The sequence below is a fragment of the Shewanella sp. SM23 genome (assembly GCF_025654295.1).
Taxonomy (GTDB): Bacteria; Pseudomonadota; Gammaproteobacteria; order Enterobacterales; family Shewanellaceae; genus Shewanella; species Shewanella oncorhynchi.
Genome location: NZ_JAKKRM010000005.1, coordinates 90279 through 104450 on the forward strand (window position 1 = coordinate 90279; position 14172 = coordinate 104450).

General features: G+C 45.3%; 12 protein-coding genes, 1 tRNA gene and 1 pseudogene. 9 read left to right on the top strand and 5 right to left on the bottom strand.

Annotation, left to right across the window (positions count from 1 at the left end; translation table 11 throughout):
• Positions 1-153: 153 nt before the first annotated feature.
• On the bottom strand, positions 154-1527 hold the full coding sequence (gene mgtE, locus L5L98_RS08450; protein ID WP_105251666.1) for a magnesium transporter: 1374 nt from the start codon (positions 1525-1527) through the stop codon (positions 154-156).
• A 19-nt stretch (positions 1528-1546) separates the two neighbouring features.
• On the bottom strand, positions 1547-2254 hold the full coding sequence (locus tag L5L98_RS08455) for a hypothetical protein (protein ID WP_263140022.1): 708 nt from the start codon (positions 2252-2254) through the stop codon (positions 1547-1549).
• A gap of 783 nt (positions 2255-3037) precedes the next feature.
• On the opposite strand from L5L98_RS08455, the gene L5L98_RS08460 reads away from it, so the two are divergent.
• Positions 3038-4243: an endonuclease/exonuclease/phosphatase family protein gene (locus L5L98_RS08460; RefSeq protein ID WP_263140024.1), complete on the top strand. Its 1206-nt coding sequence runs from the start codon at positions 3038-3040 to the stop codon at positions 4241-4243.
• Between the two features lie 280 nt (positions 4244-4523).
• Positions 4524-5714, top strand: a complete 1191-nt coding sequence (locus L5L98_RS08465) for a class I SAM-dependent rRNA methyltransferase (protein WP_011788387.1) — start codon at positions 4524-4526, stop codon at positions 5712-5714.
• A gap of 182 nt (positions 5715-5896) precedes the next feature.
• On the opposite strand, the gene rpiA is transcribed toward L5L98_RS08465, so the two are convergent.
• On the bottom strand, positions 5897-6559 hold the full coding sequence (gene rpiA / locus L5L98_RS08470; RefSeq protein WP_263140033.1) for a ribose-5-phosphate isomerase RpiA: 663 nt from the start codon (positions 6557-6559) through the stop codon (positions 5897-5899).
• A 251-nt stretch (positions 6560-6810) separates the two neighbouring features.
• Between rpiA and L5L98_RS08475 the strand changes: the two genes are divergently transcribed.
• From L5L98_RS08475 to L5L98_RS08490, 4 genes are read left to right on the top strand one after another with little or no spacing between them, the layout of a single operon-like run.
• Positions 6811-7743, top strand: coding sequence for a DUF808 domain-containing protein (locus L5L98_RS08475; RefSeq protein WP_219255308.1), 933 nt, complete (start codon positions 6811-6813; stop codon positions 7741-7743).
• Positions 7744-7778: 35 nt separating this feature from the next.
• Entirely contained in the window at positions 7779-8711 is a 933-nt protein-coding gene (locus tag L5L98_RS08480; protein WP_263140036.1) for a 3'-5' exonuclease, read from the top strand.
• On the top strand, positions 8708-8866 hold the full coding sequence (locus L5L98_RS08485; RefSeq protein WP_173497483.1) for a hypothetical protein: 159 nt from the start codon (positions 8708-8710) through the stop codon (positions 8864-8866). Before L5L98_RS08480 ends, L5L98_RS08485 begins: the two co-directional genes overlap by 4 nt.
• A 40-nt stretch (positions 8867-8906) precedes the next feature.
• Positions 8907-9851, top strand: coding sequence for a hypothetical protein (locus tag L5L98_RS08490; RefSeq protein ID WP_263140038.1), 945 nt, complete (start codon positions 8907-8909; stop codon positions 9849-9851).
• Between the two features lie 107 nt (positions 9852-9958).
• On the opposite strand, the gene L5L98_RS08495 is transcribed toward L5L98_RS08490, so the two are convergent.
• On the bottom strand, positions 9959-10297 hold the full coding sequence (locus L5L98_RS08495) for a PBPRA1643 family SWIM/SEC-C metal-binding motif protein (RefSeq protein WP_028761503.1): 339 nt from the start codon (positions 10295-10297) through the stop codon (positions 9959-9961).
• A 381-nt stretch (positions 10298-10678) separates the two neighbouring features.
• Here L5L98_RS08495 and L5L98_RS08500 point away from each other — a divergent pair.
• Positions 10679-10755 (top strand) — tRNA-Trp (locus L5L98_RS08500).
• Between the two features lie 93 nt (positions 10756-10848).
• On the opposite strand, the pseudogene L5L98_RS08505 reads toward L5L98_RS08500, so the two are convergent.
• Positions 10849-11040 (bottom strand): annotated as a pseudogene (locus L5L98_RS08505) (hypothetical protein); the annotation flags it as partial.
• A 388-nt stretch (positions 11041-11428) separates the two neighbouring features.
• Here L5L98_RS08505 and L5L98_RS08510 point away from each other — a divergent pair.
• Together L5L98_RS08510 and L5L98_RS08515 are read left to right on the top strand one after the other, a co-directional pair.
• Positions 11429-12640: an NnrS family protein gene (locus tag L5L98_RS08510; protein ID WP_263140042.1), complete on the top strand. Its 1212-nt coding sequence runs from the start codon at positions 11429-11431 to the stop codon at positions 12638-12640.
• Entirely contained in the window at positions 12624-14033 is a 1410-nt protein-coding gene (locus L5L98_RS08515) for an ammonia-forming cytochrome c nitrite reductase subunit c552 (protein ID WP_198573664.1), read from the top strand. The genes L5L98_RS08510 and L5L98_RS08515 overlap by 17 nt, the downstream gene beginning before the upstream one ends.
• Positions 14034-14172: the final 139 nt, after the last annotated feature.

Here is a 14172-nt window from a genome sequence, read left to right on the forward strand (position 1 = left end):
GTATGGAAATATTAACTGATCTTTAAGCTTTATTCTTAATTTTTTTAAGGTTATTGAAGCTTTTATGCTTTGTCATAAATGGGTTAGCACTATCGAATGATAAGTGAACCACGCTAAGGTTAACTTAGCTTGGTTCACTTTGAGGTCTTAGGTTTATGGCATAGGTAAGTCGAGCACCACAGTGGCTATGCTGAAATACACGAGCACACCTATGATATCGGCGATGGAGGTGATGAGTGGCGCACTAGCGGCCGCAGGGTCCATCTTTAACTTGCTCAGCAAGAAGGGTAATGACATACCAATCAAGCTGCCAATAATCACCACAATTTGCATTGTGAGTGCCACAACTAGCGCGATTTCAGGTCCGCCGCGCCAAAATCCTAGCAAGGACACTGCCGCTGCCATGCTGGCTCCTAATAATCCGGCGACAAATAACTCGCGCCCTAGCATAGATAACCAATCCTTGAGAACCACTTCCCCTGTGGCTAGGCCGCGTACCATTAAGGTCGCCGATTGTGATCCCGCATTGCCGCCGCTATCGATCAGCAGAGGTAGGAAGAAGACTAAGGATACATAACTGGCAATCGTGTCTTCGAAGAAGGCGATACCGGCCCCTGAGAAGATATTACCAAAGACCAAAATCACCAGCCAAACCACGCGCTTGCGGTAGAGTAAGCCTATGCTGGCGGTCTTAAGGTTATGGTCAATATTGCCGATGGCCGCAGTTTTTGTGAACTCAAGATCCGCCTGTGAGCTGGCGATATCCATAGCATCATCATAGGTGACGATACCGACGAGCTGGCCTTTGCCATTGACTACTGGCAGCGCCATTAAGTCGTAATGGGCGATCATCTGCACCGCTTCTTCGCGAAAGGCATTGGCATCGAGCGCGACGGGGTCGGGTTTCATAAAGTCGACCACTCGCTCGTGCGGTTGCGCCAGCAATAACTGCCTTAAAGACACAGTACCAATCAAGCGACCTAACATGTCCACCACATAGGTTTGATAAATGGTTTCCTTATCAGCGGCCTCAGTGCGTAGGGTATCAATGGCTTCTGCCGCAGTATGGCGGCTATTGAGCAAGGTGTAATCCGAAGTCATGACCGCGCCGACTTTAGCTTTATCATAGGCGGCGAGGGTGCGCATATCTTCCCGTTTGGCCAATGCTAGCGCAGGTAAAATCGCCGCTTGCTGGGTTTCATCGAGCAGATTATAGAGATCGGCACGTTCATCTGCTGCCATGTGAACCAGCAGCGCAGATAGCGTAGTTTTATCTAATTGCTGTACTAAGCTGGCTTGCAATTCATCGGTCAGATAGCGAAACAAATTGGCGCAAACCTTAGGTGAGGCCAGTTGCAATAATAGGACTTGTTGAGCTTGATTAAAGACGTTAAATACGGCTGCAATATCGGCAGGGTGGCGTTTTTCGGCTAATTCAGCCATGGCGCTGGCACTGCGTTGCTCGATAATCATTTGCAGGTTATGGATGATTTTTTTAGTGTTGTTTGTGCTGTTATTCATGTTCATAGTTCATTCTCTCAACGATCTAGTGACCAAAGTAAAAGGTGATGTCTGCGCCAAGTTGCAGCGCGTTGCCACGAAGGGCATTGCCTAAGCTCAATTCGAGCTGTAGCTGTTGTTGTGGTGTGTGTTGATAGGCGAATTGATAGGCAGTCTCGCTCAATTCTTTTTGATAAATCTCGGCTATCACGCGATGGTGACTACTGAGTTCATACGCCGCCGCGATACCCACAAGCAATTGGGTTGATTGATTAAACTCATGGGTAAAACCTAAATTGGCATAGAGACTGACATCAGAATCGCCTAAGGTTTTGCCAAAAATGCCGAAGACTTCGGTGGCTAATTCGTTACTGGCATCGAGGTTTTTCTGCAAGTTGATTACCAGTGCGCTGTGCCAATCATCCTGTTGCTGCTCTGGATCTGAGTGGGAGTTTAAGTTGAGCGGTAGCTTAATGCCGACTTCTGCTTGATCCCCACGAATATCGTCATTGGCATTGGACGCTAATCCTAAATGCCATTCCCATTGATTGCGGCTGCAAGTCGTGGCCGCGTTTAATTGTGGACGAGCATGATCCGACCTAGGTTGTTGCCAGCCCATTTCTAATTCACAGTGCTCTGCGAGGGCAGGATCATCCACTTCGAGATGGGATGCCGCCGCACTCATGCTGTAGTACAAGCTGATACTTGCGCAGGATAAAGATCGCAAAATTGATGTGTTGTTTATGTAAGCCATATTTAGGCTCCTCAGATGTAAACCCATAGATGTAAATCCATAGGGAAAACGAAGTCCACTGAGGCAAAAAACTTGCTTTGAGATACAATAAATACACATAACTGAACCCCAGCAAAATGCTGGAATTGCTAAAGCGCAGCCATAGGCTCAGGCTTATTGTCTGTGATTGATATTTTGGGGGAGGCTGAGTGAAGAATGGTTCACACTACTACCCTGCTTAGCAGGTAGCAGCAAATATTGCGGGCTAGTGCTAGGCGTTAAATCCTGTCTTTTGGACAGGGCATCTACTGTCGCTTATGTGTGTGCCCACAGTGGGTCTCCGCAATGATTAAAGTCGCCACATTCTAAGGGACTGAAATGTAAAGTCAACCGCACATGTTATTACATATGTTTTTGTTTGAATTTACACTTTAAGGAAAAGTTAATTTTATGATCATTCTTGGGTTTGCGTGATTTTGTTGGGAGTGCTGGTGGTTTTGCGCACCATTCATTGTTATGTGATTGTTTGTTTTTTGGCTGGTGGCGGTTGATTTTTGTTGTCGGATTTAACTGTGATATTGAATTGTGGTTTTTAACGGTATGACTTATCTCAGTAAGCTGTGTTTGAGTCGCCAGAGATGAGTTAGCACTTTATCCATAATGGGGATTTGGCATTAGTGCACTTCGGGTATACCCTTGTCGTGCCTGCGGTGAGTCATTGTGCTCACTCAGATTAAGTCAGATTAAGTCAGATTAAGTCAGATTAAGAGAGTTTGCTGTATTCAGATTTGGGGGGATTAAGCTGTGGCACACAATATCGATGAGTTGGAATCAATGGCTGCACCTATCGATCATAAGTGCACCGCGAATATCAAGATCGCCAGTATCAATCTGTTTAACTTTATTGAGCCGCCTTTGGCTTACTATGATTTTGAAAATATCTATAGCCATGGGCAATGGCAGAAAAAGTGTCAGTGGTTGAGTGAGTTTCTCGTACATCGCCAGCTCGATATTGTGGGATTTCAAGAAGTGTTTAGCCCTGAACCGCTCAAACGAATCGCCAGCGAGCAAGGTCTAGGGTATTTTGCGGTCGTTGATGAGCCAACTCTTATCAGTGATTACATTTATCGTAGCCCTGTGGTCGCGCTTGCCTCCCGTTATCCCATAGTGGAAATTAGCAGTGTCGAACCTGATGCGCGTTTAGTGGCTGCCATGGGATTATCGAGTGAATTTGCCTTTAGCCGTAAGGTGCTGCGCGCAACCGTTGAAGTGCCACACATCGGCAAGTGTGACTATTATGTGGTGCACTTTAAGTCAAAACGTGCCGGATTAGCGCTCGAGCCTAAGCTATTTGAACATCAGTCCCTTGAACATCAACCTCTCGAACATCAGCCACTTGGGTTAGATAACTTGGCTCCCGCAGCGAGCATGAAACTGCATTCAGAAACCCAACTACTCACAGAGCAAGCCTTAGGCCGCTGGGCATCCACCATGCAGCGCGGCGCGGAAGCTGCGTTATTATTCAATGGCATATTGGTACGCAGGCAAGAATCTAAACATCCCGTTATCGTGATGGGGGACTTTAATGACAGTCTGACAATGGGCGCCTTAGATGCGTTAACGATACAGGGTGAGAGCATTCACAGTAATGACATTAAAGCCGCTGGCCTTGGGCATTTATCTGATGCGGCGTTAGCGGCGGTGTTTGCTCAGTATCAACTTAAGGATGCCTATGAGTTATTTATTGAAGCGAACTTGAGGGACAGTTTGACTGGCAATACCGCTTACCATAGGGAACACAGAGCGGCGACCCATTACTATGGCCCTAAAGGTTCAGTGCTGGATTATATTTTGCTTTCGAGTGAGTTTGATGCGAGCCATGGCCGCAGTTTAGCGCAAGTCGTAGATTATCAGACCTGCGATAGACACTTAGTCAGACCTGAATATGAACGCGACGCCTACAGTACTGACCATGCGCCCGTCATTGTTGAGTTAGCGCTACGTAGCTAAGTTCTCGTGTTTACTGATTAATTCGTCTTATTTCAAATCATGTCAGTTGTCTTTACGGTTTTGTTAGCGTTGTTTCATTAACCATCCCTACATCATTTCGCATGAATATCATTCAGAATTAACCGTTAAAATAAGGTATGATCGGCCACCCGTGGATGATGGTAAATAAGCGCTTCGGCGTGTTCGGTACTCGCACTTAGGTGGCATTGGGTATATCATCCGTTTCCCATTTTTAGACAGCAGCCCTTTTTTAGTGGCGGCCCTATTTTTAAAGGCAACTATGGCTATCAGAATCAAACTTAAACCCGGCCGCGAGAAGTCACTCGAGCGTCGCCATCCTTGGGTATTTTCCAATGCTATTCATAACATTAAGGGAAAACCTGAAGCGGGTGAGACAGTCGATGTGGTCGCGCATGATGGTCATTGGTTAGGTCGTGGTGCTTGGTCGCCTGAGTCGCAAATTCAAGTGCGGATTTGGACTTTCGATCGCGAAGAGGAAATTGATCGCGCGTTTTTTGCTAGACGTTTACAGCGGGCGCAAATCGGCCGTAACGATTTAATCCGCGAGCAAGGCTTAACGGGTTACCGTTTAGTGGCTGCTGAGTCCGATGGTTTACCTGGGATCACCATCGACAGATATGCCAATGTGTTGGTGTGCCAGTTACTGAGCACAGGTGCTGATTTATGGCGCGATACCTTAGTCGAGCTATTGGCTGAGCAATATCCTGATTGCGCTATTTATGAGCGTTCCGATGTGGATTCCCGTAAGAAAGAAGGCCTGCTGCCTGTTACCGGTTTACTGCACGGCACTCTGCCTGAAATGCCGGTGATTATCGAAGAAAACGGCATCAAGATCGCCGTCGATGTGATTAAAGGCCATAAGACAGGTTTCTATCTCGATCAGCGTGATAACCGCGCCATTGCCGCCCGTTTTGTCAAAGATAAATCGGTATTGAACTGTTTTTGCTACACGGGGACTTTTGGTCTGTACGCTGCGAAAGCAGGCGCTGCCAGTATTGAAAACGTCGATGTGTCTTCTCTAGCCTTGGCGACAGCGCGCCTCAATATGCAAGTGAACGGTTTGAGTGATGACAATGTGCATTACAACGAAGCCGATGTGTTCAAGTTGTTGCGCCAATATCGTGATGAAGGCAAAACCTTTGATGTGATTGTGCTCGACCCGCCTAAGTTTGCCGATAACAAGGCACAGTTAAACGGGGCTTGCCGTGGTTATAAAGACATCAATATGATTGCATTGCAGTTGTTGAATCCGGGCGGCGTGTTATTGACCTTCTCTTGCTCAGGATTAATGCCTGCGGATCTGTTCCAAAAAATCGTGGCCGATGCCGCGCTCGATGCGAAACGTGAAATCCAGTTTATTGAACGCTTAAGCCAAGCGAGCGATCACCCTATCGGTAGCGCCTTCCCAGAAGGATTCTACTTAAAAGGTCTAGTTGCCAGAGCTTGGTAAGCCAGCGTTTGATATAAGCTGTCTGCGATGGGCAGCTGAGTCAGATAACATTGAACTATAAAAAAGAGCTATAAAAAGAACCATAAAAAATGCCAGCCCTTTGAAAAAGTGGCTGGCATTTTTACAGCGTATTTTTACAATCAGCAGCCTTGTGACTGCGATGGATTCTTTAAACGCAGAACTTATTTGGCGGTAAAGGTTTTTACGCCATCAGGGGTGCCAACGAGTAACACATCCGCACCGCGTTTGGCAAACAGACCGTTAGTCACTACACCGACTATCTCATTGATCTGACTTTCTAATTCTTTTGGATTAAGGATCTTAAGATTATACACATCGAGGATCACGTTGCCGTTATCGGTCACAACGCCTTCACGGTACACAGGATCGCCGCCAAGTTTAACGAGTTGACGCGCCACATAAGAGCGTGCCATCGGAATGACTTCTACGGGTAGTGGAAATTCGCCTAGTATGTTGACTTGCTTAGTGTTATCCACGATACAGATAAACTTCTCAGCCACAGCCGCGACAATTTTCTCGCGAGTTAATGCCGCGCCGCCACCTTTAATCATATCCATGCGGTCGTTGATTTCATCGGCACCGTCCACATAGACAGATAAACGATCGACGCTGTTTAAGTCATAAACGGGAATACCCAGCGCTTTCATTTTCTGAGTTGATGCCTCAGAGCTAGAGACTGCGCCTTCGATATCGGCTTTCATGGTCGCCAGTGCATCGATAAAGTGATTCACAGTCGAACCCGTACCAACACCAACAATGCTGTCTTTTTCAACGTACTTAAGTGCGGCCCAACCGGCAGCTTTTTTCATTTCATCTTGAGTCATGTTGACATCCTGTAACGGCAAATGAGTAAAAAATTCTGGGCTTAGTATACTCTTTTCCGATAAATAATGTGGCGCAATTCCACCGTGGGTGTGATCTAGATTGCTGGCATTTTCACATTAGCAAGCAGTCCCAATAACGTAAGTAACTTAAGCAGTTAAGTTGGAAAGCATTTCGCTATACGCAACTAATCTAACTAAGCTACTATGGCAAAAGCAGAATGGTTTATAGATGATTTGTAGAGGGATTTAGCATGGCAGGCGCGAGTTTATTAACCTTACTCGACGATATCGCATCGATTTTGGATGACGTAGCGGTAATGAGTAAAGTGGCGGCAAAGAAAACCGCGGGTGTATTGGGGGATGATTTAGCCCTCAATGCCCAGCAAGTGACGGGCGTAAGCGCCGATCGTGAATTACCCGTCGTGTGGGCGGTGGCCAAGGGATCATTCCGTAATAAGTTGATTTTAGTACCAGCAGCAATGCTTATCAGTGCTTTTATTCCCTGGGCTGTCACCCCTTTATTAATGTTTGGTGGACTGTTTTTATGCTACGAAGGGTTTGAAAAACTGCATCACAGCTATAGCCATCGAAAAGGCCAGCAACAACACGAAACCCAAGTAGAGAATGAGTTACCTGAGATTAAAGATTTCGCCGCCTACGAGGCCGAAAAAGTCAAAGGGGCGATTCGTACCGACTTTGTGTTATCGGCGGAAATTATTGCCATTACCCTTGGTATCGTGGCGGACAAATCCCTATCGACACAGTTTTTTACGTTAGCTGTCATAGGGATAGTCATGACCATAGGCGTGTATGGTTTAGTGGCGGCAATTGTGAAAATGGATGATGCGGGTTTGTACTTGAGTCAACGTGAAGGCGCCTCTGTATTAACTCAAATGAACCGTAAATTAGGTTTTGGTTTATTGAGTGCAGCTCCCGTATTAATGAAAAGTTTAACGATTATTGGCACGGCAGCCATGTTTATGGTGGGCGGTGGGATTTTAACTCATGGCCTACACCTAGTCGGCGAGCAAATCCACCATGCTGAACAAGCGGTTGCTGCCATTGATGTTGTTGGACCTGTGTTTGCTGTGCTGACGCCAAGTATTCTTAATGGCTTATTTGGTGTCGTTGCTGGCGCTGTTGCACTTATTGCGATGACAGGAATACAGAAATTGCGTAGTTAACTAGCTGCGCGCATCAACCATCAAGGATGAGCACGATGAAGTTAATGAAGTACTGTGTCTCCCTGAGTAAGTTGGCTTGGTTACGTAAAGAGTTTGGCAAAGATGCCGATGGGTTAATGGCGGTAATGGATGCTGCTGGCACGGCTTATCTTGATAACCTCAATGCCTTGACCGAGCCGCTGAAAAGTGAGCGGGTATCGGCCGAGGCTGAAAATGCGATTAAAGCTAAAACTCAACTTCAAGCGCAGCGTCAGTGGGCGTATTTGTGGCTGCAGCAACGTATCGCTCTGACTACACGTATTGATGATATTGAACTTGCAGCATTAGCAGCTTTTGAATTTCAACATGTCCGCATCGAGGTGGTTGAGCCGTCGGAGTTCGATGCGGTTGTCGCGCGATTACAGGTTGATCAAGTCTTAGGTTTTGATACTGAAACCCGTGCAAGCTTTGAGCGCGGCGTGCAACACCCCTTGAGTCTTATCCAAATCGCGACAGCGAATACCTGTTATTTATTTCAGCATGCCATTCTGGGAGAGCAATTTATCCAGTTAAAAGCCTTATTAGAAGATGAAACCATACTCAAAGTCGGGGTTGGTTTACGCAGTGATGCACACGCTCTCAGGCGGCAATGGGGCATTAATGTCGCCTCAACATTAGATTTAAATTGGGCACTGGCTCAACTTGGAGCGGAGAAGGAAATGGGGACGCGCCAATTAGTTGCGGCGCTTTTGGGTGTACGTATCGACAAACCTAAAAAAGTCACCTTATCGAATTGGCAGCACGTGCCTTTATCCAGTGCGCAAATTCATTATGCCGCCGCCGATGCCTTGGCCGCACTCAAATGCTTCAACGCGCTAATCACTCAACTGACACCCTTTTATCATGCATCAAGTGCCGCAAAAGCCGCATTATTAATTCCTTCAAGTTTTATAATGCCATTGGCGAAATATTTTAAGGATGCAGAATGAAACACAAAACCCAAGATGCCGCAAAAGTTAAAATCATGCCATTACATTCGGATGCGAGCTCGCAAGGCACCAGTACTTTAGGTTTGATTTACCGCGTACTTGGCATGTTGCTTCTGTTAAGTGTTATCACTTTTGGGATTAATGCTTGGGCATAGATAGCGGTATTGCCAGCAGTCGAAAATAAAGGAGAACACTATGTTAGATGCTATTTGTGAACTCGAAACAGAGGATCATTTAATTGCGAGAACGACTTATAGTGTTTTTAAGTTTCAACAATTACCCGATGAGGATATCGAGCGTTTGCGGCAATGGTTAATTTGCCCCGCCTGCGGTGGTAAAGCATATTTCCGTAAAGCCTCAAAAGACGGTAAAGCCGCTTGTTTTGGCTCGCGATATCATCAAGCCGATTGCATTGAATTTAAACCTTCGGCACAAAAGTCCCGTGAGGAGCAAGATGCCATCGAAGTGCAGCAACAGCTGGTGGACGCCGATGCCTTAATGATCGATTTTAGCCGTAAACCTCGTCGCCATACGCCTGCAAACAAAGTTTCGACTGCACAGGTATTAACCAGCAAGACTGAGCCAACGCCTAAATTGTCCTCTATGCCTGAGTCATCGAAAGCGTCTGTTGCATCGTCAGTGGATGATCGGATACAAGAGTCGAAAACAGGCTACCAAGTTAACACCGCTGAACATACCACTGAAAAACGAGTGCCTAGCCAAGGGCTCGAAAAGTTACTCCACAGTTTATTGCGCGGTACAGATTTAGCAAAATCAGATCTCTGGGTATACACAGACGCTGAGCGAAAATACCGTTGGCGGGCGAAGAACCTGTTTGTCAATTTTGCCGATGCGGACCCAAGCGACAATAAACCCCACATGTATTGGGGCACGATATCCCACACTGACCCGACGATGAGTTGGCTTAACCCCGCCGACAGCAAAGATATCGGTATTCCTATCGATGGGATAAAGCAACCATTATTAGCGCAATTTGAAATAGAAGATAAACGCTGCTTTGAAGGTGCGGGTTTGATTTTATTTGGTAAATGTTTTTGGAATAAAGAAAAGACCCGCAAAATTATTCAGCTATGGAATAACGATTTGCAGCGGATTTTTATCTCAAAGTTGGAAGATTAATTGGCTTTGGGGAGAGAAACTAAAAAGAGGGGGAGAAAAGGGGCTATTCCCGACGCACAAAAGCGTTACAGCAAAAGTCCCTATCTATATCACGCAGATGAAAGCGCTTACTTGCCGCAGCACTTCTTGAATTTTTGACCGCTACCACAAACGCAAGGCTCGTTACGATTCGGTTTTTTCTCGAAAGTCGTGGTCTTAGGCTTATTTAATAAACCTTCTAATTCAACAATATCTTCAGCGACGTCGGCATTGACTTCGATATTGGCGAACAGCTGGTGTTCGGCAACAATCGCGGCAACTTCGAGTTTACGCGCTTCGTCGGCAACAATTAATTGTAATGGTAATGCTTCTGTACCCGGTTTAGCGGCACGCTTAGTGTTGTAGCCATAGCTTTCGTGCTTCGGCTTAGGGGTTTTACGACCCTTGAAGAAAAATTTGTCAGACATGAGTGGTTCCGTCGAGCAGTGTATGAAATTGACGATGCTTATACTATAAAACGCCGATTTTATAAATCGAACTCAGATCTTTTTTCGATAAATGCGCGTCTTTAACCCTTAAGCACCTCAAAATGGCCGAAACGGCACACTTATTTGGTCTTATCAAACTGATTTGTTGTGGGATCATTTAGTCGAGTTACTATTAACCTATGGGCTCTAAACTAAGTATCTACTACGTCATATCGCTAATATGCGATGGCTTTTTAATCTCAGTGGCAGTTAAATCAACAGCAATAGCCTAACTTGTTTGAAAAACCTTCAGTTAATGAGTTTTGCCATAAAAAGTACTTTACCTTTGGAAGTGCTTTTAGCATAATGCCCCACGTCAACAGGGGTGTAGTTCCAATTGGTAGAACAGCGGTCTCCAAAACCGATGGTTGCGGGTTCGAGTCCTGCCACCCCTGCCAAATAAAACAACGGCTTGCATAGAAATATGCGAGCCGTTTTCTTTTGCGTAGAATAAAACGTAGAAAATGATTTTACTCGGATTGAATAAATAGTCATTTTTTAACGCTACCAATTGTCGGTACTATTTCCACTTTTCTGTCGTAACCCTCCACATAACTGCGGCTTGTAGGCTCATTTACTGTCAATGCTTGTTCATCAAATAGGTTGTTGGCGAAGTCACTAATCCGCCAGTTTCTAGCCTGATAATCGATGCTAAAGCGAGTTACCACATAATCATCTGCAACTGTTATCGCCGTTATAAATTGAGCTGCCTGTGCTATCAAAGTCTTGGCTGTGTTCGAAATAAGATAGGCCAATCAAAGCCACGGTTATTTAAATCAAAACGGTATTTATCCTATCTAAAATTTACGAATGTGTGACTGGTTTGTGCCGTTACCTGTGTAAAAGTTTGCATCGAACCTTTGTCCATCATGAACCCGCAGTACATTGATCAAGCCTATTAGCCGTCAGAAATGAGTATTCCACGACACTTTATTTTTTGTTCATCTTTGGGATCTTAGTTCCAAAATCTAAGATTTAGTTTGAATTGAAGGTCATAACAGTACAATATAAGGGCTATATTGAATACATCTTAAGTGTGTTCATCATCGTTCTGCTACTCGGCTAACAACTATGCTAAATATTGATGATCCTACACAAACCGAACGTACTCACGCGTTATGGCGCTTAGGCTTTAGACCTTTTTTCCTTGGGGGAGCAATATTAGCTGCGCTATATATCCCTTTGTGGCTATTAACTTGGTTTACTCCCCAATATAGCTTTTTCCCTTCATCTTTTTGGAGCAAGATACTGCCGCTATGGTGGCATCCACATGAAATGTTGTTCGGTTTTGCTATGGCAATTGTGTGTGGATTTTTGCTGACAGCCGTGCAAAATTGGACCAACCAACCCACATTAAAGGGATGGCCACTCGCATTGACCTTTAGCTGCTGGTTACTGGCACGATTATTACTCTTACTTCCAATGCAGGTTCCGCTCATTTTGCCCGCCTTGTTTGATTCATTGTTCCTTGGTATGGCAAGCCTTACCCTATGGCGCTGCATTTATAAGGTGAAGCAATGGCGCAATATTGGTTTTCCGATCATGTTGTTTGCTGTACTCGTGATTAACAATGTCAGCTATTACGCCCTTTTTGAGCGCGACTTTATTCTTGCCAACCAGATCTGGCAGGCGATGTTATGGTGGTTAGCCTTACTTATCACCATAGTCGGTGGACGTGTCATTCCATTCTTTACCGCGATGCGCATTAAGGCCACTAAAGCAGATCCCTTAACTTGGATTGAATACCCGCTGATCCTGACGATGATCTTGCTCGTCATTCAATCACTCATCCACCTTATACCTCTGGAAGTCGAGCGAGGCTTACTGCTCATTGCAGGGCTCTTGCAGCTGGTCCGATTTGCACGCTGGTTACCCCATAAAACACTGAAAGAACCTATGCTGTGGTCCTTGCATCTTGCCTATTTAATGTTGCCACTCAGCCTGTTAGCCATGAGTTGGTATCTCGATAATGAATATGCCTATCGCAGTTTGCTTCACCTATTTGCTATTGGTTGTATGGCTACCCTGTGTCTTTCGATGATTTCCAGAGTGTCACTCGGGCACACAAGTCGAAATATTTATGAGGGCCCGAAAATGATCTTGGCATTTATCTGCCTACCATTAGCGGCACTGCTCAGGGCATTAATGCCCATCTGGTTTCCGGCCCACACCCAAGTCTGGTTATGGTTGGCTGGCAGTTGCTGGTTTATCGCATTTGCACTGTTTGTATGGCATTACTTGCCGATACTTTCTCGCCCCCGTATCGATGGGCGCCCAGGTTAATATTGATGTTAGGACAAAAGGATACAAAGTGAAAATTTATTTAAAAACAGTTATATTGCTAAAAATGATTTGCTTGCTCGTCATAACTACATGTGCATCTGTAGCGGCTTCCGATACTAGCAATCAACAAAAATATCCTAACCAATATCAATCTTGGCAAGCCACCTCTGAACAAGTTGAACGCGAGGATATGCTCGCCAATTATCCCGCCAGCATCATACTCTGGGCAGGATCTTCCTATGCCAAAGAGTACCATAGCCCACGTGGACACCATTTTGCCGTTGCTGATGTGACGCATACTTTACGTACAGGTGTCCCCCCTAAAGCAGGAGAGAAAGGATTATCCGCCAGTTGTTGGACCTGCAAGACACCGGATGCCCCTAGATTGATTGAACAACTGGGATTTGAAGGATACTCCGCTAAAAACTTTACTGATCTGGGCAAAGAGATCCAAAGCGTAGTGTATTGCAGTGATTGCCATGAATCTGGCACTAATAAGTTAACTTTACCTCGTCCCCATGCCCAAGAGGCTATGGCTAAAATTCACCTGCCATTCGATAAACAAGATACCGATATGCAAGGTGCGCAGGTATGTGGTCAATGTCATGTCACTTACTATTTTCGTCCGGAAAAAAGTAATGTTGTTAATATTCCCTGGATTTTTGGCAGCACCGCAGATGATATTGAAAAATATTATGACACTCGCCGCTTCTTCGAATGGATCCATCCTCTTTCGAAAACCCCCATACTCAAAGCACGTCATCCTGAGTTTGAACACTGGAGTCGCAGTAAACATGCCGAAGTCGGTGTCACTTGCATTACCTGCCATATGCCTACCCAGCAGGATGCAAAAGGTGTTGAATTTACTAGCCATAAAGTTGATAAAGCCTTACCGCATTTTGATAACAGTTGCAGTGGCTGCCATAGCAGTAAAACCAAAATTGAAACCAAGCTCGCGGCTAATAAATTAACGATTGAGACCAAAGCCCGCGAAGTTGAAGCTCTGCTCGTCAAGGCCCACTATGAAGCCAAAGCGGCATGGGATGCAGGTGCTAAATGGGAGAATATGAATGAGCCAATTATGGCGATACGACACAGTCAGTGGCGCTGGGACTTTGCCATGTCTTCACATGGTTTGTATGCACATAATCCACAAGAAGGTAAACAGCTTTTAGATAAAGCCATCGAACAAGCGAACGAAGCACGTCATCTGCTCGCTGGAATATTGAAGCAACTTAACGTGACTCAAGTTAGCTATCCAGATATCAGTACTAAGGAAAAGGCCCATCAAGCGATAGGGTTAGTTGAATCGGATTTAATCAAAGAAAAACAAAAGTTTATTGAAGAGGATGTTAATAAAAACTGGCACCCTGTCGCAAAATATGGTTACTAGTTTATTAACGGGTAGCTGATAATTTGAGGGATTTTAAAGCTCAAAAGCGAGAGGAAGCTCGAGTATTTATGCTTTGATTCAGTGAGCGTTATGCCAACAAGGCTTGGTCGGTTCTACAGTAATGCTCATCTTCTTTTGC

What these genes read in the sequence shown, in the direction of transcription:
- L5L98_RS08455 (WP_263140022.1), bottom strand. Translation starts at nt 2,254, where the DNA reads ATGGCTTACATAAACAACACATCAATTTTGCGATCTTTATCCTGCGCA.
- L5L98_RS08475 (WP_219255308.1), top strand. Translation starts at nt 6,811, where the DNA reads ATGGCAGGCGCGAGTTTATTAACCTTACTCGACGATATCGCATCGATT.
- L5L98_RS08465 (WP_011788387.1), top strand. Translation starts at nt 4,524, where the DNA reads ATGGCTATCAGAATCAAACTTAAACCCGGCCGCGAGAAGTCACTCGAG.
- L5L98_RS08515 (WP_198573664.1), top strand. Translation starts at nt 12,624, where the DNA reads ATGGGCGCCCAGGTTAATATTGATGTTAGGACAAAAGGATACAAAGTG.
- L5L98_RS08495 (WP_028761503.1), bottom strand. Translation starts at nt 10,297, where the DNA reads ATGTCTGACAAATTTTTCTTCAAGGGTCGTAAAACCCCTAAGCCGAAG.
- rpiA (WP_263140033.1), bottom strand. Translation starts at nt 6,559, where the DNA reads ATGACTCAAGATGAAATGAAAAAAGCTGCCGGTTGGGCCGCACTTAAG.
- mgtE (WP_105251666.1), bottom strand. Translation starts at nt 1,527, where the DNA reads ATGAACATGAATAACAGCACAAACAACACTAAAAAAATCATCCATAAC.
- L5L98_RS08490 (WP_263140038.1), top strand. Translation starts at nt 8,907, where the DNA reads ATGTTAGATGCTATTTGTGAACTCGAAACAGAGGATCATTTAATTGCG.
- L5L98_RS08510 (WP_263140042.1), top strand. Translation starts at nt 11,429, where the DNA reads ATGCTAAATATTGATGATCCTACACAAACCGAACGTACTCACGCGTTA.
- L5L98_RS08480 (WP_263140036.1), top strand. Translation starts at nt 7,779, where the DNA reads ATGAAGTTAATGAAGTACTGTGTCTCCCTGAGTAAGTTGGCTTGGTTA.
- L5L98_RS08485 (WP_173497483.1), top strand. Translation starts at nt 8,708, where the DNA reads ATGAAACACAAAACCCAAGATGCCGCAAAAGTTAAAATCATGCCATTA.